Genomic DNA, 25,093 nt, shown 5'->3' with positions numbered 1-25,093 from the left:
GAACCGCAATGAGCGAAATCGAGATCAGACCCTTCGCTGCTGGCGACATCGATGGCGTTTTCTCGGTAATCCTGCCGATTCAGCGCGAGGAATTCGGCTTCTCCATCACAGCTGACGACCAACCGGATCTGGCTGTGATTTCCGATTTCTATCAGTCGGGAAAGGGACAGTTCTGGGTCGCAGCTCGCAGCGGCAAGATTGTCGGCACGATTGGGCTGAAGGACATCGGTAACAGTCAGGCGGCGCTGCGCAAGATGTTCGTTTCGGCTGGCGTGCGCGGCCGTGAGCATGGCGTCGCGGCCCGGCTCCTTGCGGAACTGATAGCACATGCCGAGGCTCAGCAGGTCAAGGATATCTTCCTTGGCACGACGGACAAGTTCCTCGCCGCGCACCGCTTTTATGAAAAGAACGGTTTCATCGAGATTTCGAAAGGCGAGCTTCCGCGATCGTTTCCGCTGATGGGCCTGGACACGAAATTCTATCGGCGCAAGATCGGCGCGGTTTGAAGTCTATTCAGCCTGGAAAAGCCACTTGCGCTTGATCGCGGCAGAGAGATCCAGCCTGTTCCTGTGTGCAAAAAGAAGAATGTGGCCGAGCACATCCGCCGCCTCATCGGCAAGATCGCGGGCCAATTCCTCGTCTGACCTCCCCTTCCGGCGTCCTCTGCCGCTGACGCGGTTCCAGGCCTGGGTGAGTTCCCCCATTTCCTCCTGCAGCTTCAGCAGAAACCAGTCGGCATCCCGCTCGATGTGGTTTGCGTCGGCGTAGGCCCGAGAGGAACGCTCGAATTTTTCGGCGAGATCATTCAGCATGATGTTCTCCTTTTGTTTACAAAGGAGAACCTTGATTCTGCTGGAAAGTCCAGAAGCCTCAGCCGTGATCGGGCAGCAGCATGCAGTCGTAGGAGCGCTGCTTCAGGGCATCGCAGGCTGAAGTAGCCGCCTCGCGGCTATGGAAGCCGACGAAGCGAGCACGATAGATCTTGTTCGCGCCATTGCCGACAGCCTCGGTATAGGGCGAGGCCATTTTCAAGGCAGCGCCGCCCTCGGCCTTGGCCTGGGCAAGCAGGGCGCGCGCCGCATCGTCACTCGATGCAGCCGAGATCTGGATCTGCCAGTCGCCGGCTGCCGTCGGCGCAGCGGCAGACTTCGCGGCAGGCTTGCCAGCTTTGCTGGGATCGGCGGCGTCAAACGGACGCTCCATTGGAACCGTCGCATCGCTGAGAAATCCGAGCGCCTTCGGCGAGAGTTCACTCTTGCGCGGTGCGGTGCCTGGGGTCGGCATACCGCCGTCATCTGCCGCGGAGGCAACTTCCACTGGCTGGCGCGAGTTGGTGGTTGCGACCATATTCGCGCCGCCCGGCGACCGACCGAGATACTTGTCGAGCAGGCCGGCCATCTTGGCGTCGCGGCTGCGGGCCGTGCGGCCGCCGAGCACGACGCCGACGACGCGGCGGTCTCCGTCCCTGACAGCGCTGACCAGATTGAAACCAGACGCGTTGGTGTAACCGGTCTTGATGCCGTCCATGCCCTGATAGCGGTACATCAGGTTGTTGTGGCCGCGGATCGTGCGTCCGCGGAAGGTAAAGCTGGCCGTCGAGAACAGACGATACTCGCCGGGGAAATTCCGCATGAGGGCCACGGCAAGCGTGGACATGTCTCGCGCCGTCGTAACCTGGCGGCCATCCGGAAGGCCAGACGCATTGTAGAAAGCCGTGCGGGTCATGCCGAGCTGCCGTGCCTTCTGCGTCATCATGGCGGCAAAGTTGCTTTCGGAACCGCCAAGCTTCTCGGCCATGGCCGCGGCAGCATCGTTGGCAGACTTGGTGATCATGCCAAGGATTGCTTCTTGGACGGTAATGGAATCGCCGGGCCGAACACCGAGCTTTGTCGGCGGCCGCGAGGCGGCGTATTTCGACATGACAAGCGGCGTGTTCCAGCTGATCTTGCCGCGCTTGATCGCCTCGAAGGCCATATAGATGGTCATCATCTTCGTCAGCGACGCGGGATGGTTCAGTACGTCGGCATTCTCGGCGCTGAGCACCTTGCCGGTTCGGGCATCCAGGATGAGGGAGGCACTGCCTGCCATCGCCGTCAACGGCGCCGCAACGACGAGCGTCGCGGCTATAATCGCGGCCAACAGCTTATTCATGCATTTCCCCTTGATGAACGAATAGCCGGCGCCATTCGGATTTGTCCCGTTCCGCTACAGAAGCAGCCAATCTGGAGCGACTTTGCGACAACTGGTACCATTTTTGTCAAGTTTTATCCTTCATAGTGAAAATCCCGTAAAGAGGACACTCAAAAATCTTCATTCAGCAAGACTTAACCCCGGGCTTGCTAGTTTTGCCGTTCCAGAAACGGGTCAGCAGCCAGTGAGATGACGGGCAGCGCGAAAAAGCTTGCAAGGCGAATTGCCATCACCGGTGCGCTTGAGGCTGCCAACCTCCTGCGTGCGGCCGGCGTGATGCGAAGCGCCCGCGGGCGCGGCGCGATCTTCACGCTCCACCATGTCCGCCCCCAGGAAGCCACCGCGTTCGCTCCCAATGCGCATCTGGAGATCACACCCGAATTCCTCGATCTGGTCCTCGATCGCCTCAAGCGCGACGGCTATCGGTTCGTGGCGCTTGACGAAGTTCCCGCGTTGCTGTCGCAGTCCGCGTCAAGCCAACCTTTCGCGGCCTTCACGCTCGATGACGGTTACCGCAACAATCTTGTCTATGCCTTGCCTATCTTCGAGAGACACAACGCGCCCTTCACTATCTTCGTCGCCAAAGGGCTTTCCGAACGCACCCATACGATCTGGTGGGAGACACTTGCGGCGCTTTTGCGCAAGGAGGAAAGGTTCGGCTTCGATTTCGGCAACGGCCACGAGATATTTGATATCGCGACGGTTGCCTCGAAGGAGCATGCGTTTGCGCGTTTCGCGAGCCATCTTCATCGCCATGACGAAAGCGCCGTGGTGGCAGCCATCGATGCCATGGCGCGGATGCACGAGATCGATCCGCACGAGATCGTTGACGATCTCGTCATGACCCCGGCGGAGCTCAATTTGCTGGAAGCCAGTCCCCTCGCTTCCCTTGGCGCGCATACGATCAGCCACAGGGCGATGTCCCGCCTTTCCGACCAGGAGGTTCGCGACGAGATGGAAACCTCGCGCGACTATGTGGCTGCGATCGCAGGCGCCCGACCGGGCTGCTTCGCCTATCCCTATGGCACGCGCCAGGCGGTCACACAGAGGCAGGCGGCGATCGCACGCGAGGTGGGCTTCGATATTGCCGTGACGACACAGCCCGGCGTCGTCACCCCGCGCTCGATCGGCCACATCACCCATCTGCCGAGGCTATCGGTCAACGGCCTCTATCAGAACGTACGCCATGTTTCCGGCCTTGCTTCCGGCATCCCTTTGCGGTTTGCATCAAGCAAGGTGTGAACATCCTGTTGATCAGGGATACATCCGAACCTTCGTCCAGTTCTCTTCCGGCGAGGCCCGGCGAAACTCGATGCGATCGTGGAGGCGGAACTTCTGGTCCTTCCAGAACTCGATCGACACCGGCCGAATCCGGAAGCCGGACCAATGCGCCGGACGCGGAATCTCGCCGATCGCGTAGCGGGCGGTATATTCCGCCACAGCTTTCTCGAGCGCGAATCGGCTTTCCAACGGCCGTGACTGCTTCGATGCCCAGGCACCGATCCGGCTGCCGCGAGCCCGCGTCTTGAAGTAAGCATCTGCTTCTTCATCGCTCACGATTTCCACGGGCCCCCGCAAGCGAACCTGCCGGCGCAGCGTTTTCCAGTGGAAGCACATGGCCGCTTTTTTCTGCCCGAGGATTTCCTGGCCTTTCTGGCTCTCGAAATTCGTGTAGAAGACAAAGCCCTCGTGATCGAATCCCTTAAGGAGAACCATGCGGACATTGGGAAGGCCGTCCTCATCGACCGTCGCAAGTGCTACCGCATTCGGGTCATTGATCTCGGAAGCCTCCGCTTCCTTCAGCCACTCGGCAAAAAGATCGAACGGTTCGTTTCGCTCGGTGAAGTCACCGCTTATTAACTCATTTGCCGACATATTAGCTCAAATGCCCCGGGTTTATTCGAAGTTTGCCCAGCTTTTAGCTACCGGACAGGACGCAGGGTGGAAGTCATAGCAAAGTCAGATCGTCATACAAAGGGTCTGCTGCGTCGCAGTGCGGCCTTCTGCGTTGTCGGCACGGCGGTGCTCTCCCTTTCCGGTTGCGTGTCCAGCGGCCTTGATCTCTTCAGCAGCTCGAAGGTCGATCGTTCGGTTGCGACGGGCACCGTGCCGCAGCCCGCGCCGACGAGTGACTCGATTTCCGACGAGATGACGGTCGGCAACGCCGTGACATCGGCCGACATCCAGAGACTAGAGGGACGTCCCCTTCCCTGGGCGAACGCTTCGACCGGCAGCGCCGGCGTGATCGACACAATCGTCGAGAATACCGATTCCGGCCACGTTTGCCGCCAGTTCCGTACGACGCGCCACTCCTATGTCGGAATTGCAAAATTCTATGGCAAGACCTGCTTGGTCGGCGGCGGCAACTGGCAGCTCCTGAGTTTCCAGCCGGAAAGCTGAGTACCAGGTGACGCATGCTTTCGCCTCTTTTGATGTTTAGCAAAAGGCTAACCATTCGGCGCAAAAGCGAGATACCCGCCACGTCGGATAAGAACTGATTAGCATCTTTTCCTGACAATCGTTCCTCATGTGCGCCAGGTTTATCCTCAGGATGAGCTCGGGCGCCGAACGAGAGGCTTCGGGGTGCCAGGGCAAGGGCAGGCACACCGCATCGGAACACCGGCGGTTTGGGACATGCGCGATCCTTATAAGATTTTGGGCGTCAAGCGCGACGCGGGGCAGGACGAAATCAAAGCAGCCTGGCGCAATATGGCCAAGGCGGTTCACCCTGATCACAATCAGGGCGACCCGACGGCGAGCGCTCGCTTCGCGGAAATCGGCCGCGCCTATGAGACATTGAAGGATCCAAAGAAACGGAGCCTCTTTGACAATGCCGCCCGCATGGCCGAGGCCAAAGCCAAGGAAGGCACGATCATGCAGCAACGGCAGGCGGCTCGCGAAGCCGCCGTTCGCGCCAAGGCGGCCCAGGCCAATGCCGAGCGCGTGATGGAAGAACTTGCGCGCGCCGCGGCGCAGAAGGCTGCCGCGGACGCTTCCAAGCAGCAAAAGACAGGCACGGCGGAGCCGCCGGAAGAAGTGATCGAGCGCATCTTCGGCACGCAGGCACGCGCTGCGTCCGGTGGCGGCCGAGCCCAAGGTTTTTCCACCGGCGCTCCAAGGCGGCCTGAACCGGAGGCTGCAACCGCAGACAAACATACGGATGCCGGCAGGGCCGAGGCTGAACAGCAAGCTGCCGATGAGGCCGCCGCTCAGGCCTCTGTCTCCATGCAGCCGCTGAGCTTGCTGACGTCGCTCGTTCGCCGCTTTACCGGCGGCGGCACAGTTGCGCCCGAAAAGGCGCCGGACCAGTTCGTAACGAAGACCGTCACAGTCGATGAGGTTATCAAAGGGAGCTGGGTGACCGTCGACCTCGGTGAAGGCCGCGATGGCGGATTTGCGCTGACCGCCGGGACGACGGAAGGCCATCAGGTGCGCCTGAAAGGTCAGGGCCACAAGCTCGCCGGGATGCAGCGCGGCGATGCTGTCATCAACATCCACATTGCCCCCGACGACAACTTCACGGTCAATGGCTTCGACCTGCACACAGTACTGCCGGTGACGATCGAAAATGCCGTGCTCGGAACCGAGGCGCGGATCGAGGGGCCCAATGGCCCCATCAACGTCACGGTTCCCGCGTGGTCGGGCTCTGACAGGACGATCCGAATCCCTGGTCAAGGCCTCGCGAACGCCGACGGCGGCAGGGCTGATCTCGTGGTCGAGCTGCGCATTATGTTGTGGGAAAAACCTGACGACAAAGTCACCGATTTGATGCGCAGCATGAAGAACGGGCTGTTTTTGTGAAATTTTGGTGACACGCGCACCCTTTGTTACGATCCCTAACAGTTGATGATTGCTGCCAATCTTGAACCGATTAGCAGCCTATGCCATAGGCAGGACCGATCAGAATTCCTTAGGGGGCGAAATATGGCTCAGGCAACAGGCCTCATGTCAGGCAAGCGCGGCGTCATCATGGGCGTTGCCAACAATCGTTCGATTGCGTGGGGTATTGCCAAGGCTATTCATGCACAGGGCGGCGAAATTGCCTTTACTTACCAGGGCGACGCACTGAAGAAGCGCGTTGAACCATTGGTTGCCGAAGTAAATGGCGTTCTTGCCGGACATTGCGATGTCAGCGACGAGTCAACCATCGACGCTGTCTTCGACCACGTGGAAAAGCTGTGGGGCAAGATCGACTTCATCGTTCACGCGATCGGCTTTTCGGACAAGGACGAGCTGACCGGCCGTTATGTCGACACCTCGGCTGACAACTTCAACAAGACAATGCAGATCTCCGTCTATTCCTTCACCTCGGTCGCGCGTCGCGCCGAGAAGCTGATGACGGACGGCGGCTCGATGCTGACGCTGACCTACTATGGCGCCGAAAAGGTCATGCCGAACTACAACGTCATGGGCGTTGCCAAGGCGGCATTGGAAGCGAGCGTGAAGTACCTGGCGGTTGATCTCGGACCGAAGAACATTCGCGTCAACGCCGTTTCTGCCGGACCGATCAAGACACTTGCCGCCTCTGGCATTGGTGACTTCCGCTACATCCTGAAGTGGAACGAATACAATGCACCGCTGCGTCGTACAGTAACGATCGAAGAAGTTGGTGATGTCGGCCTGTACCTGCTCTCCGACCTCTCGCGTTCAGTTACCGGCGAAGTCCATCACGCCGACAGCGGATACCACGTCATCGGCATGAAGGCGGTAGACGCGCCCGACATTTCCGTCATAAAGGACTGATCGCACTCCTTTGCTGCGTCGTGCTCGCGACCCCTTCTTCGCGACAGCGGTTGAGGGGTTGCGCGCCCAACGGAGCCGATCTTTGCTTATCTACGTCGTCAGACACGGCCAGACAGACTGGAACGCCGAGCGTCGCCTGCAAGGGCAGAAGGATATTCCGCTCAATGCGATCGGCAGGGCGCAGGCCTGGCAGAACGGCATTGACCTCGCAGAAATCCTCAAGGTCGAGGCAATCCCCTTCGATTTCGTCGCAAGCCCGCTCGCACGCACCCGCGCCACGATGGAGATCATGCGTGAGGCAATGGGTCTTCCATCGAAATCCTATCGGACCGACGAGCGACTGGTCGAGGTTTCCTTTGGCGATTGGGAAGGCTTCACGATCAAGGAATTGAAAGCGACGGCCCGGGACCGCGTCACCGAGCGCAATCTCAACAAATGGGATTTCATTCCGCCGGGAGATGATGCGGAAAGCTACGAAATCATGTCGTGGCGCGTTGCATCCTGGTTGAGTTCCGTCGACAAACCAACGGTTTGCGTGACACACGGCGGCGTCATACGCAGTCTTTTCAGGACGATTGCCGGCTTGCCAAAGGACGAGGCTGCCGAAGGTGAGATCCCACAAGACCGCATCCTGAAGATCGATCGCGACAAGGGATTGATTGGCTGGATCTAGGTCGAACTACTGAACGACGTCGAGATCGTTGATGACGCGCTTGCCGTCTACCTCGGTGTAGAAGACGATAACCTTCACACCCGCCTTCAGCCCCTCGAAATTGAACTCTTCCGGTGCCTGATAGGTTTTACCGTCATCGAGGGTCAGGCTAAGGTTGGTCATATCGACCTTCTTGATCGTCGCCTCGACGTCCGCGCTCTCGGCAAATCCGCTGATCGGCGACAAGAAACTGGCTGTGGCCAAAAGCGTAGCTACTACGAAGCGCATGGCTGCATTCCCTCGAAAACGCGACTCGATAATCCAACTGCGCACAGATAACCTCCCGAATATGGCGAAATTTGCCCTGAAGAATGACGTGCTGCGCCAAATTGGTGAAGAGTATTTTAACAACAACGCCATCGTTTCGTTAATTGCATTTCCAGTAGGTTTCTGCGTTCGGCAAAGAGGATTTGCGGGAAATCGTAAATTAACGGCTTCTATTTAAAGTCGCCCCGAACATGGGAGACTGGGTTTTGCTATTTGGCCTTAAAGACAGCAACACGCTGCTGCGCGTCTTCAGGCATACCCGTATCGCCCTCCTAGTTTCCGGCCTCGTCGCTATTGTTGTCGTCATCGTCGGCTTCGGGCTCGACCGCGCCAATACTGCCACTCATCTGCGCGAAGTAACTATCCGAACCGATAATGAGATCAGTTTGATTCGGGCGCGGATGACTGCGCAGATCAACATGGACATCACGGTCGTACGCGACCTGGCGAACATGGTCGCGGTCAACTCGAGCGTAAATGCCGAGGAGATGGAGCGTCAGATCAACTGGCTGCTCATCCAGAACCCGCACTTCCTGAATGTCGCCATAGCGCCGAATTTCATCGTCGGCGCCGTCTATCCGCCGCAGGCCGCGGACGAACGGGTGGGTAGTGACGTCCGCGATGGTCTCTCCGCCCATCAATCGGTGACGCGCACGACAGGCGCCCAGCAAGCGCGCTTCTATGGCCCGATCACCACGACCGACGGCAAGGCGGCCTTCGCAGTCTTCTTTCCAGTCTTTGTGAAGGAGAATGGGCAACGCCGCATCTGGGGCGCCGTCGAGGTGATGGTCGACGCCGACTTGTTCTACCAGAACACCGGATTGAAGCCCGCGCGAAACAGCGAAAACCAGGAGAAATATCCGCATCTCGATCACCTCTCGATAGCAGTGCGCGACCTTGGTCTGGCGGACGGCGCGACGACGCCCTTCTTCGGCTCGCCGGATCTGCGCGACAAGCAGCCGGTGACACGCAAGATCGCCTTTGCCGGCGGACGCTGGGAGATCGCTGCCGTTCCGAAGACAGGCTGGAACGCGATCCCGGAAAACCAGTCAGAGCTTCGGCTGATCATCGCGGCAGCAGCCTGCATCACGATCATCCCGGTCTTCTTCGCGACCCTGCTGCTCGGCGAGCGCAACCGCAATATCGAGCAGCTCAAGGTGCGTGAGGCGACCTTGCTGAAGTTATCGCAACGCCTCAACCTTGCGCTGGAATCGTCGAATATCGGCATATGGGAACTGCATGATCACGGGCATACCCTGTTCTGGGACGCCCGCGCCGCTGCGCTGCACGGCAAGCCAGCTCAAGACGGCAGCCATTCGCTGGAAGACTGGCTTGCCGCGATCCTCCCCGAGGATCGACACATCGCGGAAGTACACTTCTTCCACTACAACGTCGCCGGCTCCGCATATGAGACGCAATACCGTGTTGTCGCTGAGAACGGAGTGATCCGACATCTGCGCTCGATTGGCTCCTTCTACACCGACGCGGCAGGCGACGACAAAACCATCGGCATCGTCTGGGACGTCACTGCCGACGCCGAGACAGCGGAAACCCTGCGTAAAGCGAAGGATGTCAGCGACATCAAGAATGCCGAGCTCGAAATGGCGCTGGACGAACTGTCACGGCGCGAGGCAGAGCTTTCGGAACTCTCGGGCAAGCTGGACCTGGCGCTCGACTCCTATCAGTGCGGCATCTGGGAAGCCACGCTCGGGGACGAAGGCTCGATCTGGGACGAGCGGATGCACGAGCTCTATGGGTTGAAGCCAAGAGCCGGATTCATGACCGAACCGGTTTGGCTCTCCTGCATTCTGCCGGAAGACAGGGACCTGGCCGTCGAGAGCGCGCGCCATTTCAAGCAGCTCGGCGACACGCATACCTTGATCTGCCGTGTCCCTGTCGAGGACGGCTCGATGCGCTATGTGCGTTCAACCGGCAAGGTCCATCAAACGCCGAGCGGCAAATTGAAGATTATCGGCGTTGCCTTCGACATGACCGAGGATGCGCTGATGACAGCGCAGCTCAAGGCCGCCAAGGACGAGGCGATCGCCAAGAACATCGAGCTCGAGATTGCCAAGAATCGTATCGAACACAACGCATTGCACGATCCGCTGACCGCGCTCGCCAACCGCCGCAAGCTGGATATCGCACTCGAAACATTGACGATGGATGGACGCAAGGAACGGCAGAAGTTCGCCATCCTTCATATCGACCTCGACAGGTTCAAGGAAATCAACGACACGCTCGGGCATGCCGCCGGCGACGCGATGCTGATCCACGCATCAAGGGTGCTCTCGAGCAATCTGCGCAGCGACGACCTCGTGGCGCGTATCGGTGGTGACGAATTCGTCATCCTCGCACTGAACGCCAATGACGCCGATATGTCGGCGCTCGCCGGCCGCATCATCGAACAAATGCGCCAGCCGATCGACTTCGAAGGGTTTGCCTGCCGTTGCGGCGTCTCCATCGGCATCGCGCTCGCCAATGGCGTGCACGTCGATGCCCGCAAAGTGCTGATCAACGCCGACATCGCCCTCTATCGCGCCAAGAGCCAGGGACGGAACCGCCACGAGTTCTTCACCCACAATCTGCAGGCCGACATCATCAATAACAAGCGCTTGGCAGACGAGATTCTCGCCGGCATCGAGAACGGCGAGTTCACGGCCTGGTACCAGCCGCAGTTTTCCGCGCGTACCATGCAGCTCACCGGCGTCGAGGCTCTGGTTCGCTGGCAGCATCCGTCTCGCGGGCTGTTGACGCCGGAAAAGTTCCTGAAGATCGCCGACGAGATCAACGTCGTCCAGACGCTCGACCGGATCGTTCTCGACACTGCTCTGAGGGACAAGATGCGCTGGGCAGCACGGGGCGTCACCATTCCGAAGATTTCGGTCAACGTTTCGGCACGACGGCTGCATGACGAAATGCTTGCGCAATCGCTGAGCGGCCTGCAGATGCGCCCCGGCGAACTGTCATTCGAACTGGTCGAGTCGATCTTCCTCGATGAAAGCGAGGACGTGGCCGCCCATAACCTCGAGCGGATCAAGGCGCTTGGGATCGACATCGAGATCGATGATTTCGGAACGGGTCACACGTCGATTGTCAGCCTCCTCAGGCTGAAGCCGAAGCGGCTGAAGATCGACCGGCAGCTGGTTCAGCCGATCATGAATTCGCCGCAGGAGCGCGCGCTGGTCAGCTCGATCATCGACATCGCCCGCTCGCTCGGCGTCGAAACGGTGGCCGAGGGCGTCGAAACGGCAGCGCATGCCACCCTCCTTGACGAACTCGGCTGTGACCTCCTGCAGGGCTATGCCTTCTCCCGCCCGCTGTCCTTCGAGGATTTCACGCAGATGGCGATCGAAAGCTCCTGGCGCATCGCCTCCTGAGGCCATCGTTTATAATCCGCGGAAACACCATTTCCTTTCGTTGGCGGTTTGGAGCAAAGAAAGGCTTTTGCCGCCGCGTTTTTTTGGCCTATGAGTGTCGCGCATTTTCAGATGAAGGACGCCGCCGGTGACGACCCGTTGGCGTGATCCGGTCGGGACATATGTCGCACAATACATTCGGTCATCTCTTCCGCGTAACCACCTGGGGCGAAAGCCACGGGCCGGCGCTCGGCTGCGTCGTCGACGGCTGCCCCCCCGGTCTTCGCTTCAAGCTCGAGGATATTCAGGTCTGGCTGGACAAGCGAAAGCCCGGCCAATCGCGCTTTGTGACGCAGCGCCGCGAGGCCGATCTGGTCAAGGTGCTCTCCGGCGTGATGCTGGACGCGGACGGCGAGACGATGATTTCGACCGGCACCCCGATCTCGATGATGATCGAGAACACCGACCAGCGCTCCAAGGATTACGGCGAGATCGCGCGGCAGTATCGGCCAGGCCATGCCGACTACACCTACGATGTCAAATACGGGATCCGCGACTACCGCGGCGGTGGCCGTTCGTCGGCCCGCGAAACAGCTGCACGCGTCGCGGCTGGCGGCATCGCCCGTCTTGTTGTGCCTGAGGTCAAGGTGCGCGGGGCCTTGGTGCAGATCGGCAAGCACAAGATCAACCGCCAGAACTGGGATTGGGATCAAGTCGACCAGAATCCGTTCTTTGCACCTGATGCCGCGATCGTTCCGGTCTGGGAGGATTACCTCGACGGCATCCGCAAGAATGGCTCCTCGATCGGCGCGGTTGTTGAGGTCGTCGCCGAAGGCGTGCCGGCAGGTCTCGGCGCCCCGATCTATGGCAAGCTCGACCAGGACATCGCCTCGCTGCTGATGTCGATCAATGCAGTCAAAGGCGTCGAGATCGGCAACGGCTTCGAAGCAGCCGAGATCACCGGCGAGGAAAACGCCGACGAAATGCGCATGGGCAATGACGGCAAGCCACTGTTCCTGTCGAACAAGGCCGGCGGCATCTTAGGCGGCATCTCGACCGGCCAGCCGGTTATCGCCCGCTTCGCCATCAAGCCGACCTCATCGATCCTGACCGAGCGCCAGTCGATCGATGCCGACGGCAACAATGTCGATATCCGCACCAAGGGACGGCATGATCCGTGCGTCGGCATTCGCGCCGTGCCGATCGGCGAGGCGATGGTCGCCTGCGCCATCGCCGACCACTATCTCCGTGACCGCGGCCAGACCGGCCGGCTGAAATAGGAATACACACATGGCTTACGATCAGAAGCGCGTCGTCGATGCTATCAGGGCCTTCGAGGCCGGCGAAATCGTCGTGGTGATGGATGACAACGACCGTGAGAACGAAGGCGACCTCATCGTTGCGGCTGTTCACTGTACCTCGGAAAAGATGGCATTCATCGTGCGTCACACCTCCGGTATCGTCTGCGCGCCAATGCCGAAAGAGGAGGCCCGGCGGCTCAACCTCAATGCGATGGTTGCCGAAAACGACTCGGCCCACACGACCGCCTTCACTGTTTCCGTCGATTTCAAGCACGGTACGACAACGGGCATTTCTGCCGATGATCGGACACTGACCGTTCGCAACCTCGCCAACCCGAATGTCGGGGCGACCGACTTCGTGCGGCCGGGTCACATCTTCCCGCTGGTTTCACGCGAGGGCGGCGTGCTCATGCGTTCTGGCCACACGGAAGCTGCGGTCGACCTATGCAAGCTCGCGGGCCTTCCGCTAATTGGCGTGATCAGCGAGTTGGTAAACGATGACGGTACCGTCACCCGTGGACAGCAGGTGGTCGAATTCGCGGAAACGCATGGCCTCAAGCTGGTGTCGGTGGCCGACCTGATCGCCTACCGCCAACGCAAGGAGACGCTAATCGAACTCGGTCAGAGCTTCGACATCGAAACGCCCTTCGGCAAGGCCAAGGCACACACCTATTCGCTCCCTTGGGATACGATGCAGCACCTCGCCGTCGTTTTCGGCGACATCCGCGACGGTATCGACATTCCGGTTCGCCTGCATCCGGAGAATGTCGCCGACGACCTGTTCGGCAAACGCCGGCCTGTCGACCAATACATGAAGAAGATTACCGAGGAAGGCCGAGGTATCATCGTCTACCTGCGCGAAGGCTCCGTCGGAGTCGGTCACCATGACAGCGGTCGCAAGGCTCGCAGCCAGGGCCGAGAGGCACATGCGGAGGCCCAGGTCCGCGACAATGAATGGCTGGAAATCGGTCTCGGCGCGCAAATCCTCAAGGATCTCGGCGTTTCATCGATCCGGTTGCTGACGAGCCGCGAGCGCCATTACGTCGGCCTCGAAGGCTTCGGCATCAAGATTTCGAAGACCGAGATCTACTAAGCCCGCCATCCGTCAGACTTTCTCGACGCCGGAGAGCCGCGCAAGGCGTTACAGCTCGGCGTCGAGCCGGTCGCCGCCGCCTGCTTCACGCTCAAGCAGCGATGCGCTTGAAGCGGCCCCTGACGTTTTCGATATAATATTTTCCCGGCGATTGGGAGGTGACCATGGCGATCACCTCTGATTCCGCCACACCCTCGAACTGCCGCTCTTCGCCATTGCTCAGGCAGACGCGAAGCCGGCCATCCTCCTGGCTGAAGTAGACCGCATCGATCAGCGTCGAATTCACCGCCAACGGCTCCATCTTCGCCAGTCGTCCGGCCCGTGTGACGATGGTGGCGGCGCGCGCATCGCGCCGTTTGCGCAGCAGGGCCCTCACTTCACGGCGAAGGCTGTTCAGTGCCGCCAATGCGGCGAATTTGATGGCTCGTGTTTTCATGCAGCCAACCTACGCAGGCGGCTCTTAAGGAGTTCAAGACAAGCATGGTAAAGCGCGCATCAACATTAATTCTTTGTAATTGCGACGAAATTTCATAAAATACCTGGTATCGACGAGCGCCGTTCAGCCTTGCCAACCATCCATTAGAACGACCTGTCCAACGCCGGTGAATTTGGCCAGTCGGTCAAGTTCGGCGAGCAGCTTTTCGATACGCCCGGCGGACGCGCGTACCCCCGGCTCCAGCCACAGACGCTTGACGTCGAGACGGCCGTTCTTGCGGTCCGCCTTCATGTCAATGCGGCCGATCAACTTGTCGCCTTCGAGCAGCGGGAAGACATAATAGCCGTATTCTCGCTTCGGCTCGGGCACGAAGACCTCGATACGGTAGAAGAAGCCAAACAGCCGTTCGGTGCGGTTGCGGTCGCGGATCATCGGATCGAAGGGACTGAGCACGCGCACACGCGGCGGCGCGTCGGGATAGTCCTGAAGGCTGGTGAGCAGATCCGGGAAGGCCCAGGAAGGCCGCGGCTTGCCTCCAAGCGCCGGCTCGATCAGGGCCTCGGTCAACTCGTCGCGATGCTCGTTGACCCAGGCCTTGGCTTCGTCCGGCGACAACAGATCCCAGAAGGCGGCGATCTCGCCATGCGTGGCAAAGCCTAATCGCGTCAGCGCGCTGCGGCAGGCCCAGTCGACGAACTCCTCATAGCTTACCTCCGGCTCGTGAAACTCGGCGGGAATGACGCGTTCGACGAGATCGTAGATCTTCTGGAAGTTGGATCGTCCGGCGATGGCGAACTTGCCGGTGCGCCAGAAATATTCCAGCGCCGTCTTGTTGGGGTGCCAGTTCCACCAGCCGCCGGAAACGTGCCCGTCCGCCTTGATCTCGCGTGCCATGATGGCGCCATCGCGCGTGACGCGTTCAAATGTCTCGTCGAAGGCATGTTCAAACCCCTCCCCTTGCCATTTGCGCCAGCGCTCGCCGATCACTTCTTCCTCATGGCGAAACTTGTGCTTCCAATATCGGAAGAAGGCACTGGGCAGGATCGAGGCGTCATGCGTCCAATGCTCGAAGAGCGAGCCTTCCTTCTCCAGAAGCGCCTTCAAGTGCTCGCGCTTGTAGGTCTGGTTGCGGGAAAACAGGATCTGGTGATGAGCCCGCTCCACCGTCTGGATGCTGTCCACCTGCACGAAGCCGAGTTCGTTGATGAGCTCCAGCAGGCCAGCCTTCGTCAGCGCCTTGTTCGGCGGCGCGCTCAGGCCCTGCTTGGCGAGGAATATGCGGCGGGCATCGGAATTCGAAATGAGATTCATCATGCGGACATCATAGAACGGAAAATGTTCCTAGCTACCGGTAAGTCGGCACGATCATCAGGTAGGAGCGGCCGGCATTCATTGCGAGATTTTGAGCTTTCAAAGCGCGAAATTCGTTATAGAACGGCCTCTCAATTCACGAGGGACCAGGTGGATATCCGTTTCGAAGGCGCAGGGGTCAGCTATGGTGCGCGCGTCGCGCTGGCGCCCGTGACGCTGCAGCTCACAGAAAAGCGCATTGGCATTATCGGCCTCAACGGCTCGGGCAAGACGACCTTTGCGCGCCTCATCAACGGGCTGACAAAGCCGAGCGTCGGGCGGGTGATCGTCAACGGCCGCGATACAACCGACGCCAATGCCGTCCTGACCGATGTCGGCTTCATCTTCCAGTCCCCGCAAAACCAGATCATCCTGCCCGTCGTACGCGACGATATCGCCTTCGGTCTGAAGAGCCGCGGCTACAAGCCGGCGGAGATCGCGGCGAAGGTGGAGGCGGTCCTGCAGCGCTTCAGCGCGGGCCATCTCGCCGAGCGCCGGGCGCACGAGCTTTCGGGCGGGGAGCTCCAACTCGCAGCTCTGTGCTCTGTGCTCGCGACAGGTCCAGACATTCTCATTCTGGACGAGCCGACCAACCAGTTGGACCTAAAGAATCGCGGTCTCGTACAGGGGTTGGTGGATGGCCTTCCCGAGAGCGCAATCGTCATCAGCCACGACCTGGAATTGGTCGCCGACTACGAGCGCGTTTTGGTTTTCCATGAAGGCAACCTTATTGCCGACGCACCTGCCGGAGAGGCGATCCGCCGTTACAGGGAGATCGCTAGCCGATGAAGTCGCTTTTCGTCGAAGGCAACAGCGTGATGCATCGGGTTTCGGCCCGCGCCAAGCTGCTGGTGCTTGCGGCCCTCGGCGTCGTGCTCTTCCTTACGACGAACTTGATGTTGCTTGGCTTGGGCGTGCTTGCGACGGCGGTGGTCGCCTTCAGCATCGGCCTGCCGGCCCGATCCGCGCTTGCGCGGCTGAAGCCCATTTTCCTGACGATCCTCATCGTTGCCTTGTTCAGCCTTGCCTTCAATCCTTGGCATGTCGCGATTGTTGCCCTGCTGCGCCTGACGGCGTTGATGCTGTTTGCCGCTGCCGTGACGGCAACGACGACGATTGCACAATTCATCGACGAAATTACCCTGCTTGCCCGGCCGCTCGAGCGCCTCGGACTTCTCCGGGCCGGCGATGTCGGCCTTGCTGTCGGGCTCGTTGTGCGCTTTGTTCCCGAGATTATCGATCGTTATCGTGCCATCCGCGAGGCGCACGCGGCGCGTGGCATCAAGGTGCGGCCAACAACCGTGCTCGTGCCACTGGTCATTCTGACGCTGAGGGATGCGGATAACATTGCTGCGGCAATTGACGCGCGCGGCGTTCGGCGGCATGTCAATTGAGAACTCGCTAACAGGAGCCCTGCATGAGCACTCGCGACCTCGTTCTCTCCGCCCTCTTCGCGGCTATCATCGTCGCGCTCGGCATTCTGCCGCCGATCACGCTCGGCTTCATTCCAGTGCCGATTACGGCGCAGTCGCTCGGCGTCATGATGGCCGGTGTCGTGCTCGGCGCGCGCCGTGGCACGATCGCCGTTCTCATCGTTCTCGTGCTTGTCGCCATCGGTCTGCCGGTGCTTTCCGGCGGTCGTGGCGGGCTTGCGGCCTTTGCAGCCCCAACCACCGGCTTCCTGATCGGCTGGGTGCTGGCAGCTTTCGTTACCGGTTATCTCAGCGAGCGACTGGTAAAGTCGGAGCAATCGGCGCTCGTGCAGACGGTCGGTTTCTTCCTCGCCGCCATGATCGGCGGCATAGTCGTTCTCTACGCCTGCGGCATCGTCTACCTGGCGTTCGCCGCCCAGCTTGGTCTCTCCAAGGCCTTCCTCGGCTCGATGGCGTTCATCCCCGGTGACGTGGTCAAGGCGTTTGTTGCGGCGCTTGTCGGCCGTGCCGTCATGGTCGGCTATCCCTTGCTACCAGTACGCAGCTAATCGACGAAGCCATAAAGCCAGTCGCGCGTCACTTCGGGAAGCGGGACTGGCGAACGATCTTCGCGTGAGCGCGCCTGCCAGATGATTTCGACCTCGGCGGCGCGCTCGCCGAGCGCGTCGGCTGCGATAATGAAGCCGACCGAACGAACACCGATCTTGTCGACCGAGGCGGTGAACACGACCCTCTCGTCATAGTGCAGCGGCCGGTGCAGGATGCAGGTCACCTTGCTGGCAATGTAGAGTGGTTCGTCCTGCAGCGACGGCCGCAGCAACCAGAAGGTCGCCAGCACCGATTCCGCGTGAGAAATATAGGAACCCAGAAACATCTGGCCGTTCATGTCCACATCACGAAACGGCACATTCATTTGCACAGAGCGCACAACGTCGTTCATTGATCTTTCTGCCAAATTTCCCCTCATCGAACACTAGCCCCGGGACCGGTTGAAGTAAACGGAGGTGCGCGTAACGATCCTCTTATGCGCTTGTTGAAATCGCCGGCTCGAGCCCCATCTGCTGTGGATCATGACGGGACGGATAGATAGAGTGATCCCATGACCACCCGCCTTTACGAGCACCCGATCTTCCTGGAACACGTGACGCCCGCCGGCCACCCCGAGCGGTCCGACCGTTTGCGGGCGATCAACGTGGCTCTTGAACATCCGAACTTCGCGGGGCTTGACCGCAAGCGCGCACCACAGGCGGCAGAAGAAGCCGTGCTGCTCGCTCATCCCGAAGAACACCTGCTATCGGTGCTGCGCCAGGTGCCGGAGGAGGATGGCGAGATCAATCAGCTTGAAGCCGATACCTACGCCAGCAGAAAGAGCTTTGAGGCGGCGCTTACGGGGATCGGCGGCGCCATGGCTGCGGTCGATGACGTCTTCACTGGCAAGGCCGACAACGTCTTCGTTGCAGCGCGCCCGCCCGGCCACCATGCCGAAAAGTCAACGGCGATGGGCTTTTGTTTCTTCAACAATGCCGCGATCGCTGCCCGCCATGCGCAAAAAACACATGGCGCCGAGCGTGTGGCGATCGTCGACTGGGACGTTCATCACGGCAACGGTACGCAGGACATCTTTTGGGACGACCCTTCCGTGCTCTTCTGCTCGACGCATCAGATGCCGCTCTACCCCGGCACCGGAGCGAAGGACGAAAGCGGCAAGCACGGGACGATCGTCAACGCGCCGTTGTCGCCCAATGTCGGCAGCGACCATTTTCGCGAAGCGTTCAAGTCGCGGGTGCTGCCGGCGCTGTTCGATTTCCGGCCGGATCTGATCATCATCTCCGCCGGCTTCGATGCGCATCACCGCGATCCCTTGGCGCAGATCAACCTCGTTGGCGAGGATTTCGACTGGGCAACCGGGCGCTTGCTCGAGGTCGCGGACAAAAGTGCCGGCAACCGGGTCGTCAGTCTGCTCGAAGGTGGCTATGATCTCGAAGGCCTCGCCGAATCGGCCGGCCTGCATATTCTCAGAATGATGAAGGGTTGAGTATGACTGACAGCGCCAAGCCGGAAGTTTCCGGTCTTTCCTTCGAGAAGGCCGTTGCCGAACTCGAAAGCATCGTTGCCCGGCTGGAACGCGGCGACGTGGCGCTGGACGAATCCATCGAGATCTACGAGCGTGGCGAAGCGCTGAAGAAGCATTGCGAAACGCTGCTGTCGGCCGCTGAAAACCGTATCGAGAAGATCCGCCTCGATCGCGCTGGCAAACCGCAGGGCGTAGAGCCGCTGGACGGAGCGTAAGCAGACGCAACTGAAATCGTCATCATTCTGAACGGAGCGTCGCCTTTCGGGCGACAAGTTTTCCTAGTCCGCGATCGTCAATGGGGCTAGCGTAGAACGAACGCTCATCGGAGACCTGCGATGTCCTTCTTCCCCGGTAAAGACCCCCTGCCCGGCGATGCCTTCGCCTGCGACGCGATCGAAAACCTTATCATTCCCCGCACCAGCGACCTTGGTGGGTTTCAGGTGCGGCGGGCGCTGCCCACGCGCGAGCGCCGTCTGGTCGGACCATTCATCTTCTTCGACCGCATGGGACCGGCGATCCTGAAGCCGAACGAGGCGCTGGATGTGCGGCCGCATCCGCACATCGGGCTTTCGACGGTCACCTACCTGTTCGACGGCGAGATCCGGCACCTGGATAGCCTCGGCACCGAGAAGGTCATCCGGCCCGGCGACATCAACCTGATGACCGCTGGACGCGGCATCGTCCATTCGGAGCGCACGCCTGACAATCTGCGCGGCCATCCGCTGCTGATGTCGGGCCTGCAGACATGGCTGGCGCTGCCCGATGACAAGGAGGAGATCGATCCTTCCTTTACGCACACCGAAAAGACCGACATGCCTATCATCGACGAGCGTGGCATGCGCGGACGCGTCGTCATCGGGTCGTTCGGGGGCTTGTCCTCGCCGGTGAAGGTCTTCTCGGACACGCTCTATGTCGACATCAGCCTCGAACCCGGCGTGAAATTTCCCTTTGCGGCTGATCATGAGGAGCGCGCGGCTTACGTGCTCTCAGGCGAAGTGGTGATATCGGGCGACAGGTTTTCTGCCGACCAGCTGCTCGTCTTCCGTCCAGGCGACCAGATCACGCTCGAAGCGGGCAACCAGGGCTGTCATCTCATGCTGTTTGGTGGAGCGGCGCTGAACTCGAAACGCTACATCTGGTGGAACTTCGTTTCCTCCTCGAAAGAGCGCATCGAAAAGGCAAAGGAAGAGTGGCGGACCGGCAAGTTCGACATCGTTCCGGGGGACGAAGAAGAATTCATACCTTTGCCCGAAGGCTGATCTCCTCTAGAAAGGAGGTACAGCCGTTCTTGAAATCGACTTTTTTCACCGCAATTTATGGCTTAAAGGCATCCCGCCCAAGAAAGACAAGAAAGAGCGCCCACCCGTGACACAACCGCCGAAGACGCCGCTGCTGGACAAGGTTACCTATCCGGCCGACCTCCGAAAGCTGGAGGATCGCGACCTGCCGCAGCTTGCGCGCGAGGTTCGCGACGAGATGATCGATGCGGTATCGAAGACCGGCGGGCATCTGGGCGCCGGCCTCGGTGTTGTCGAACTGACGATCGCCATCCACAACGTCTTCAACACGCCCGAAGATCGGCTGATCTTCGACGTCGGGCATCAGTGCTATCCGCACAAGATCCTTACCGGTCGTCGTGACCGGATCCGCACGCTGCGCCAGGAGAACGGCCTTTCCGGCTTCACGCGTCGCGCCGAAAGCGAATACGACCCCTTTGGCGCCGCCCACTCCTCGACGTCGATCTCCGCCGGCCTCGGCATGGCGGTTGCCTCCGACCTCGACAAGACGGACCGCCGTGTCATCGCCGTCATCGGCGACGGCGCGATGTCGGCCGGCATGGCCTATGAAGCCCTGAACAATGCCGGCGCGCTCGATGCCCGGCTGATCGTCATCCTCAACGACAACGACATGTCGATCGCGCCGCCGACGGGTGCGATGAGTGCCTATCTCGCGCGCCTTGCATCCGGGCGCACCTACATGGGCTTCCGCGATTTCGGCAAGAAGCTGACGGCCTATCTCGGCAAGAATGTCGACCGCGCCATCACCCGCGCCGTCGAGCACGCGCGGGGCTATGTGACCGGCGGGACAATGTTCGAGGAGATGGGTTTCTACCACATCGGCCCGATCGACGGACACTCCTTCGAACACCTGCTGCCGGTGCTGCGCAATGTGCGCGACCACGCCAACGGCCCGGTGCTGATCCATGTCGTGACGCAGAAGGGCAAGGGCTACGCGCCTGCCGAAGCGGCCGCCGACAAGTATCACGGCGTCAACAAGTTCGACGTCATCACCGGCGCGCAGGCGAAGGTGAAGCCGAATGCGCCGAGCTACACGAGCGTTTTCGCCGAGGCGCTGGTGCAGGAGGCCGAGCTCGACGACAAGATCGTCGGCGTTACCGCCGCCATGCCGAATGGCACCGGCCTCGACAAGCTCGCAAGCGTCTTCCCGTCGCGGTGCTTCGATGTCGGCATCGCCGAGCAGCATGCTGTGACGTTCGCGGCCGGCCTTGCCACCGAAGGCTTCAAGCCGTTTGCCGCGCTCTACTCGACCTTCCTGCAGCGCGCCTATGACCAGGTTGTCCACGACGTGGCGATCCAGGGCCTGCCGGTTCGCTTCCCGATCGATCGCGCCGGTTTTGTCGGCGCCGATGGCCCGACGCATGCGGGCTCCTTCGATACGGCATTCCTCGCCACCCTGCCCGGCTTCGTCGTCATGGCAGCGTCCGATGAGGCCGAACTGAAGCATATGGTGCGGACCGCCGCCGCCTACGATGCCGGTCCGATCTCGTTCCGTTACCCGCGCGGCGAAGGCGTCGGTATCGAAATGCCTGTCCGCGGCGAGATCCTGCAGATCGGCAAGGGCCGTGTCGTCAAGGAAGGCGCTAAGGTCGCTTTGCTTTCGTTCGGCACGCGGCTGGCTGACTGTTTGCTTGCCGCCGAGGATCTGGATGCAGCCGGTCTTTCGACGACAGTTGCCGATGCACGTTTCGCCAAGCCGCTGGATCACGACCTGATCCGTCAGCTTGCCCGCCACCACGAAATCCTGATCACGGTCGAGGAAGGGTCCGTCGGCGGCTTCGGCAGCCAGGTCATGCAGTTCCTGTCTACGGACGGCCTGCTGGACAACGGATTGAAGATCCGCTCGCTTGTCATGCCCGATCTCTGGATGGAGCAGGCAAAGCCCGAGGTGATGAACGCCCATGCAGGTCTTGACCGCGCCGGGATCGTCTCGACGGTCTTCCGGGTGCTTGGGCGCCCTGCAGCCTTCGGCGTCGGCGCCGCCGGCTAGTCCGGCGGAGAAGCGCGAGCTCCCACAGCCCTTTGACTTTTCTCGCGACTAGTCGGGAGAATTGAAAACGGCTTCGATATGGTGACCGTCCGGGTCGACCACGAAGGCCGCGAAATAGTGCGGTCCATAGTGGGCACGAAGACCAGGCGGCCCGTTATCGATGCCTCCGTGCGCGATCGCGGCCTCATGAAACTTGGCGACGGCTCGTCTGCTCGTGGAGGCGAAGGCCAAATGAAAGCCGCGACCAGGGGAGCTCTGTCCCTCCGGGTATAATTTGATCGCAAACTTATCGCCGCCGCCCGCAATTCCGTAGCCGACCGCCTGATCTGCTTCTCCGGGCCTCAGATCTTCCCAAACGCGCGTATAACCGAGGGGAGCAAGAGCAGCGTCATAGAAGGCGGCTGAACGCTCGATGTTTGAGACGCCGAAAGAGATGTGATGAAGCATGTATTCGCAATCTCCTATGGCCGGGCATTGCTCGTCGCACCGTAGAACAAGCCTCCGCTTAAACCTACGAAATATCTTCGGAAACGAAAAACGCTCGCAGTGGCTTGCTGCGAGCGTTTCACTTTTCTCCCCGGTACCGATTTCCACATTCCAGTAAGTGGCTATCCGGAAACGGAGCTCTTCCTTTTCTTCAGGCTCAGAACTCCGTCCAGTCTTCCTGAACCGCAGCAGCCGTTGCAGCCTTGCCGCCGAACGCCTTGGCAACCGTACGGGTCAGCGCGCGCGCCGGAGAGGCTACGGGATGCGACGCGGGGCTGGCGACGGTTGCCCTTGGTGCCTCGGCACGGGCATGACCGAGATTGAACTGGCCGAGCAGATCGTCGAGAGCAGCTGCTTCCTGCGCCAACGAGTGGCTGGCCGCCGTCTGTTCCTCGACCATGGCCGCATTCTGCTGCGTGCCCTGGTCCATGTTGTTGACGGCGGTGTTGATCTCCTGCAGGCCGACCGACTGTTCGCGCGTTGCGGTGACGATGGCGCTGACGTGCTTGTTGATCTCCTGCACGGCACCGACGATTTCGGCGAGCGCCTTGCCGGTTTCATCGACGAGCGAAACGCCTGAATTGACCTGCGTGCCCGAGGTGTTGATCAGCGACTTGATCTCCTTGGCGGCATTTGCCGAGCGCTGCGCGAGCTCGCGCACTTCCTGCGCGACGACGGCAAAGCCCTTGCCTGCTTCGCCCGCACGCGCGGCTTCGACGCCAGCGTTCAAGGCGAGCAGGTTGGTCTGGAAAGCGATATCGTCGATCACGCCGATGATGTTGCTGATCGCGTCAGACGACTTCTCGATCTCCTGCATGGCGGCAACGGCCTTGCGGACGACATCGCCGGACTTTTCGGCACCGAGGCGCGTGCGCTCGACCAGCTGACCGACATCCTCGGCGCGCTTGGCGGAGTCGCGAACGGTGGTGGTGACTTCCTCGAGCGCCGCCGCCGTTTCCTCGACGGCCGCGGCCTGCTGCTCGGTGCGGCGGGCGAGATCATCGGCAGCGGAGCGGATTTCACCGGCGCCGGCATTGATGGCGGACGCATTGCGGCCAACCGACTGAAGGGCAGCCTGCAGCTTCTCGACGGCGTTGTTGAAGTCGTTGCGGAGACGATCGAACTGCGATGCGAAGGGCGTCGTGATGCGGACGGCGACATTGCCGTTGGCGAGGTCGGACAGACCGCCTGCGAGGCCTTCGATGGCGAAGCGGAGTTCCGCTTCCTCGCGTGCCTTCTGCTCGTCGCTCATCTGGCGCTGGCGCTCGGCATCGCTGCGCATGCGATCGGTTTCGCCCGAAAGGCGCAACTTCTCGATCGCCGCATCCTTGAAGACAAGAACCGACTGGGCCATGCGGCCGACTTCGTCCTGGCGGTCGAGCGCCGGGACGTCGATGTCGTGCTGGCCACCCGCCAGACGGCCCATGGCGGAGGTCATGCCGACGATCGGGCGAACGATGCTACGCGACAGCATCCAGGCAAGCAGGACGGCGGCAGCGGCAGCGGCGATGCCGCCGGTGAACAGGCTGATGTTCAGCGCCCGGCTCGCCTGCGCCTTGCTTTCGGCAAGCGCATTCGATTCGTCGCGTGCGGCCGCCTTGATCTTGGCGGAGGCCTGACGGAAGCCGTCGAGCTGACCCTTGGTTTCGTTGACGCCGATCTTGACGATCTGGTCGATGGGCATATCGGTTTCCTTGCGAGCCTTCGACTGCGGCTCGGCAAGCTGATGGAAATAGAGATCTGCGGCCTTCTGCATGGCGTCGATCTGCGCGACGAAATCGCTGTTACCGGCAGCCGTCGTCCTTGCCGCATCAATCGCCTTCAGCATGCGCTCGCGGTTCGCGAAAATATCGCCATAGGTGCTGTCGCTGCGAAACAGCAGGAATCCGCGGAGATTGACGGCCTGCTCAAGCATCGCCTGAAGCGCGTCGTCGATCTGGTTGACGAGCAGCTCCGACTTCTTCTGCTGTACAGCAGCTTCGGCAACGACATCCGCCTTGAAGTAAACAAAGCTGGAAACGGACAGAAAGATAAGGATCAGCGCGGCGAAAGTCGCGGCGAGCTTACCGTTCAGGGACATGTTCTTGGCCAACATCAATCAATCTCTCTTGAAGCGCACAGGCATGGCAAAGTCAGGGCATGCGGAGGGCATACCTTGGTAATTCGGCGAACATGATCGGCAGATCGGATTGAGGGCCATCATGGCAAAAGCGGCCAGGAGCCGCTGCAATCAGCCGAACCATAGGCGGCAAGACTTTCGATTTATTTAAAAATTTGTGCGGCGCAGCACGTCGCGGAGCGGCGCCGGTTCATCCAGCGGTGTCGGCGATCTCAACAAAAGGCTTGCAACGGATGGCTTTG

Annotated in this window: 25 protein-coding genes; 16 read left to right on the top strand and 9 right to left on the bottom strand. The window is 60.6% G+C overall.

Annotated features, from left to right (window positions below):
• Positions 1-8 precede the first annotated feature (8 nt).
• Positions 9-506 carry a GNAT family N-acetyltransferase gene (locus tag FHX16_RS04755; RefSeq protein ID WP_183859898.1) on the top strand — a complete coding sequence of 166 codons (498 nt, stop codon included), beginning with the start codon at positions 9-11 and terminating at the stop codon, positions 504-506.
• Between the two features lie 3 nt (positions 507-509).
• Here the strand turns inward: FHX16_RS04755 and FHX16_RS04750 are convergent, their stop codons facing one another.
• A complete protein-coding gene (locus tag FHX16_RS04750) occupies positions 510-812 on the bottom strand; it encodes a pyrophosphatase (protein WP_183859900.1) in 303 nt (100 codons plus the stop codon).
• Positions 813-870: 58 nt separating this feature from the next.
• Positions 871-2,151 carry a D-alanyl-D-alanine carboxypeptidase family protein gene (locus FHX16_RS04745; RefSeq protein WP_183859902.1) on the bottom strand — a complete coding sequence of 427 codons (1,281 nt, stop codon included), beginning with the start codon at positions 2,149-2,151 and terminating at the stop codon, positions 871-873.
• A gap of 228 nt (positions 2,152-2,379) precedes the next feature.
• Here FHX16_RS04745 and FHX16_RS04740 point away from each other — a divergent pair, with 228 nt between their 5' ends.
• The gene (locus tag FHX16_RS04740) at positions 2,380-3,432 is read left to right on the top strand and encodes a polysaccharide deacetylase family protein (protein WP_183859904.1); all 1,053 of its coding nucleotides are present in this window, start codon (positions 2,380-2,382) and stop codon (positions 3,430-3,432) included.
• 12 nt (positions 3,433-3,444) lie between these two features.
• Here FHX16_RS04740 and pdxH read toward each other — a convergent pair whose 3' ends face one another.
• Positions 3,445-4,065: a pyridoxamine 5'-phosphate oxidase gene (gene pdxH, locus FHX16_RS04735; RefSeq protein WP_183859906.1), complete on the bottom strand. Its 621-nt coding sequence runs from the start codon at positions 4,063-4,065 to the stop codon at positions 3,445-3,447.
• A gap of 66 nt (positions 4,066-4,131) precedes the next feature.
• On the opposite strand from pdxH, the gene FHX16_RS04730 reads away from it, so the two are divergent.
• From FHX16_RS04730 to FHX16_RS04715, 4 genes are all read left to right on the top strand, one after another.
• Positions 4,132-4,590 carry an RT0821/Lpp0805 family surface protein gene (locus FHX16_RS04730; RefSeq protein WP_016552996.1) on the top strand — a complete coding sequence of 153 codons (459 nt, stop codon included), beginning with the start codon at positions 4,132-4,134 and terminating at the stop codon, positions 4,588-4,590.
• A 234-nt stretch (positions 4,591-4,824) separates the two neighbouring features.
• Positions 4,825-5,991: a DnaJ C-terminal domain-containing protein gene (locus FHX16_RS04725; RefSeq protein ID WP_183859908.1), complete on the top strand. Its 1,167-nt coding sequence runs from the start codon at positions 4,825-4,827 to the stop codon at positions 5,989-5,991.
• 123 nt (positions 5,992-6,114) lie between these two features.
• The gene (fabI, locus tag FHX16_RS04720; protein ID WP_016552994.1) at positions 6,115-6,933 is read left to right on the top strand and encodes an enoyl-ACP reductase FabI; all 819 of its coding nucleotides are present in this window, start codon (positions 6,115-6,117) and stop codon (positions 6,931-6,933) included.
• An 82-nt stretch (positions 6,934-7,015) separates the two neighbouring features.
• Entirely contained in the window at positions 7,016-7,606 is a 591-nt protein-coding gene (locus FHX16_RS04715) for a histidine phosphatase family protein (protein ID WP_183859910.1), read from the top strand.
• Between the two features lie 6 nt (positions 7,607-7,612).
• Here FHX16_RS04715 and FHX16_RS04710 read toward each other — a convergent pair whose 3' ends face one another.
• The gene (locus FHX16_RS04710; protein WP_016552992.1) at positions 7,613-7,873 is read right to left on the bottom strand and encodes a DUF1344 domain-containing protein; all 261 of its coding nucleotides are present in this window, start codon (positions 7,871-7,873) and stop codon (positions 7,613-7,615) included.
• 245 nt (positions 7,874-8,118) lie between these two features.
• On the opposite strand from FHX16_RS04710, the gene FHX16_RS04705 reads away from it, so the two are divergent.
• The 3 genes from FHX16_RS04705 (at position 8,119) to ribB (ending at position 13,665) form a co-directional block, all read left to right on the top strand.
• The gene (locus FHX16_RS04705) at positions 8,119-11,292 is read left to right on the top strand and encodes an EAL domain-containing protein (RefSeq protein ID WP_183859912.1); all 3,174 of its coding nucleotides are present in this window, start codon (positions 8,119-8,121) and stop codon (positions 11,290-11,292) included.
• A gap of 161 nt (positions 11,293-11,453) precedes the next feature.
• Positions 11,454-12,551: a chorismate synthase gene (aroC, locus tag FHX16_RS04700; protein WP_183859914.1), complete on the top strand. Its 1,098-nt coding sequence runs from the start codon at positions 11,454-11,456 to the stop codon at positions 12,549-12,551.
• 10 nt (positions 12,552-12,561) lie between these two features.
• Complete coding sequence (gene ribB / locus FHX16_RS04695; protein ID WP_183752277.1) at positions 12,562-13,665, top strand: 3,4-dihydroxy-2-butanone-4-phosphate synthase; 1,104 nt, start codon at positions 12,562-12,564, stop codon at positions 13,663-13,665.
• 91 nt (positions 13,666-13,756) lie between these two features.
• Here the strand turns inward: ribB and FHX16_RS31525 are convergent, their stop codons facing one another.
• Both FHX16_RS31525 and FHX16_RS04685 read right to left on the bottom strand, forming a co-directional pair.
• Positions 13,757-14,101, bottom strand: coding sequence for a KTSC domain-containing protein (locus tag FHX16_RS31525; RefSeq protein ID WP_246712549.1), 345 nt, complete (start codon positions 14,099-14,101; stop codon positions 13,757-13,759).
• A 123-nt stretch (positions 14,102-14,224) separates the two neighbouring features.
• Entirely contained in the window at positions 14,225-15,415 is a 1,191-nt protein-coding gene (locus tag FHX16_RS04685; protein WP_183859916.1) for a winged helix-turn-helix domain-containing protein, read from the bottom strand.
• Between the two features lie 147 nt (positions 15,416-15,562).
• Here FHX16_RS04685 and FHX16_RS04680 point away from each other — a divergent pair, with 147 nt between their 5' ends.
• The 3 genes from FHX16_RS04680 to FHX16_RS04670 are packed head-to-tail and all read left to right on the top strand — an operon-like array spanning position 15,563 to position 17,432.
• A complete protein-coding gene (locus FHX16_RS04680; protein ID WP_183859918.1) occupies positions 15,563-16,240 on the top strand; it encodes an energy-coupling factor ABC transporter ATP-binding protein in 678 nt (225 codons plus the stop codon).
• On the top strand, positions 16,237-16,845 hold the full coding sequence (locus tag FHX16_RS04675; RefSeq protein WP_183859920.1) for an energy-coupling factor transporter transmembrane protein EcfT: 609 nt from the start codon (positions 16,237-16,239) through the stop codon (positions 16,843-16,845). Before FHX16_RS04680 ends, FHX16_RS04675 begins: the two co-directional genes overlap by 4 nt.
• Before the next feature lie 23 nt (positions 16,846-16,868).
• A complete protein-coding gene (locus tag FHX16_RS04670; RefSeq protein ID WP_016552984.1) occupies positions 16,869-17,432 on the top strand; it encodes a biotin transporter BioY in 564 nt (187 codons plus the stop codon).
• Here FHX16_RS04670 and FHX16_RS04665 read toward each other — a convergent pair.
• On the bottom strand, positions 17,429-17,824 hold the full coding sequence (locus FHX16_RS04665) for a thioesterase family protein (protein ID WP_183859922.1): 396 nt from the start codon (positions 17,822-17,824) through the stop codon (positions 17,429-17,431). The two genes, FHX16_RS04670 and FHX16_RS04665, sit on opposite strands and share 4 nt — an antisense overlap.
• A gap of 159 nt (positions 17,825-17,983) precedes the next feature.
• Between FHX16_RS04665 and FHX16_RS04660 the strand changes: the two genes are divergently transcribed.
• The 4 genes from FHX16_RS04660 (at position 17,984) to dxs (ending at position 22,246) form a co-directional block, all read left to right on the top strand.
• Complete coding sequence (locus FHX16_RS04660) at positions 17,984-18,919, top strand: histone deacetylase family protein (RefSeq protein ID WP_183859924.1); 936 nt, start codon at positions 17,984-17,986, stop codon at positions 18,917-18,919.
• A 2-nt stretch (positions 18,920-18,921) separates the two neighbouring features.
• Entirely contained in the window at positions 18,922-19,173 is a 252-nt protein-coding gene (locus tag FHX16_RS04655) for an exodeoxyribonuclease VII small subunit (protein WP_003545921.1), read from the top strand.
• A 120-nt stretch (positions 19,174-19,293) separates the two neighbouring features.
• A complete protein-coding gene (locus FHX16_RS04650; RefSeq protein WP_259126658.1) occupies positions 19,294-20,217 on the top strand; it encodes a pirin family protein in 924 nt (307 codons plus the stop codon).
• 106 nt (positions 20,218-20,323) lie between these two features.
• Positions 20,324-22,246 (top strand): 1-deoxy-D-xylulose-5-phosphate synthase, encoded by a 1,923-nt coding sequence (dxs, locus tag FHX16_RS04645; protein ID WP_259126656.1) that lies wholly within the window; start codon positions 20,324-20,326, stop codon positions 22,244-22,246.
• Positions 22,247-22,294: 48 nt separating this feature from the next.
• Here the strand turns inward: dxs and FHX16_RS04640 are convergent, their stop codons facing one another.
• Complete coding sequence (locus FHX16_RS04640; RefSeq protein ID WP_259126655.1) at positions 22,295-22,693, bottom strand: VOC family protein; 399 nt, start codon at positions 22,691-22,693, stop codon at positions 22,295-22,297.
• A gap of 196 nt (positions 22,694-22,889) precedes the next feature.
• On the bottom strand, positions 22,890-24,827 hold the full coding sequence (locus FHX16_RS04635; protein ID WP_259126653.1) for a methyl-accepting chemotaxis protein: 1,938 nt from the start codon (positions 24,825-24,827) through the stop codon (positions 22,890-22,892).
• Positions 24,828-25,093: the final 266 nt, after the last annotated feature.

The sequence above is a fragment of the Rhizobium sp. BK661 genome (genome assembly GCF_024808825.1).
Lineage (GTDB): Bacteria > Pseudomonadota > Alphaproteobacteria > Rhizobiales > Rhizobiaceae > Rhizobium.
The sequence above is the reverse complement of the archived record's forward strand: the minus strand, read 5'-3'. Positions and strand labels throughout refer to the sequence as shown.

Bases quoted from the DNA above. Each gene is read 5' to 3' on its own strand.
- FHX16_RS31525 (WP_246712549.1), bottom strand. From the start codon at position 14,101: ATGAAAACACGAGCCATCAAATTCGCCGCATTGGCGGCACTGAACAGC.
- FHX16_RS04670 (WP_016552984.1), top strand. From the start codon at position 16,869: ATGAGCACTCGCGACCTCGTTCTCTCCGCCCTCTTCGCGGCTATCATC.
- FHX16_RS04725 (WP_183859908.1), top strand. From the start codon at position 4,825: ATGCGCGATCCTTATAAGATTTTGGGCGTCAAGCGCGACGCGGGGCAG.
- FHX16_RS04685 (WP_183859916.1), bottom strand. From the start codon at position 15,415: ATGATGAATCTCATTTCGAATTCCGATGCCCGCCGCATATTCCTCGCC.
- FHX16_RS04640 (WP_259126655.1), bottom strand. From the start codon at position 22,693: ATGCTTCATCACATCTCTTTCGGCGTCTCAAACATCGAGCGTTCAGCC.
- FHX16_RS04660 (WP_183859924.1), top strand. From the start codon at position 17,984: ATGACCACCCGCCTTTACGAGCACCCGATCTTCCTGGAACACGTGACG.
- FHX16_RS04745 (WP_183859902.1), bottom strand. From the start codon at position 2,151: ATGAATAAGCTGTTGGCCGCGATTATAGCCGCGACGCTCGTCGTTGCG.
- FHX16_RS04665 (WP_183859922.1), bottom strand. From the start codon at position 17,824: ATGAACGACGTTGTGCGCTCTGTGCAAATGAATGTGCCGTTTCGTGAT.
- FHX16_RS04740 (WP_183859904.1), top strand. From the start codon at position 2,380: ATGACGGGCAGCGCGAAAAAGCTTGCAAGGCGAATTGCCATCACCGGT.
- pdxH (WP_183859906.1), bottom strand. From the start codon at position 4,065: ATGTCGGCAAATGAGTTAATAAGCGGTGACTTCACCGAGCGAAACGAA.
- fabI (WP_016552994.1), top strand. From the start codon at position 6,115: ATGGCTCAGGCAACAGGCCTCATGTCAGGCAAGCGCGGCGTCATCATG.
- FHX16_RS04710 (WP_016552992.1), bottom strand. From the start codon at position 7,873: ATGCGCTTCGTAGTAGCTACGCTTTTGGCCACAGCCAGTTTCTTGTCG.
- aroC (WP_183859914.1), top strand. From the start codon at position 11,454: ATGTCGCACAATACATTCGGTCATCTCTTCCGCGTAACCACCTGGGGC.
- FHX16_RS04755 (WP_183859898.1), top strand. From the start codon at position 9: ATGAGCGAAATCGAGATCAGACCCTTCGCTGCTGGCGACATCGATGGC.
- FHX16_RS04650 (WP_259126658.1), top strand. From the start codon at position 19,294: ATGTCCTTCTTCCCCGGTAAAGACCCCCTGCCCGGCGATGCCTTCGCC.
- ribB (WP_183752277.1), top strand. From the start codon at position 12,562: ATGGCTTACGATCAGAAGCGCGTCGTCGATGCTATCAGGGCCTTCGAG.
- FHX16_RS04655 (WP_003545921.1), top strand. From the start codon at position 18,922: ATGACTGACAGCGCCAAGCCGGAAGTTTCCGGTCTTTCCTTCGAGAAG.
- FHX16_RS04675 (WP_183859920.1), top strand. From the start codon at position 16,237: ATGAAGTCGCTTTTCGTCGAAGGCAACAGCGTGATGCATCGGGTTTCG.
- FHX16_RS04750 (WP_183859900.1), bottom strand. From the start codon at position 812: ATGCTGAATGATCTCGCCGAAAAATTCGAGCGTTCCTCTCGGGCCTAC.
- FHX16_RS04635 (WP_259126653.1), bottom strand. From the start codon at position 24,827: ATGTTGGCCAAGAACATGTCCCTGAACGGTAAGCTCGCCGCGACTTTC.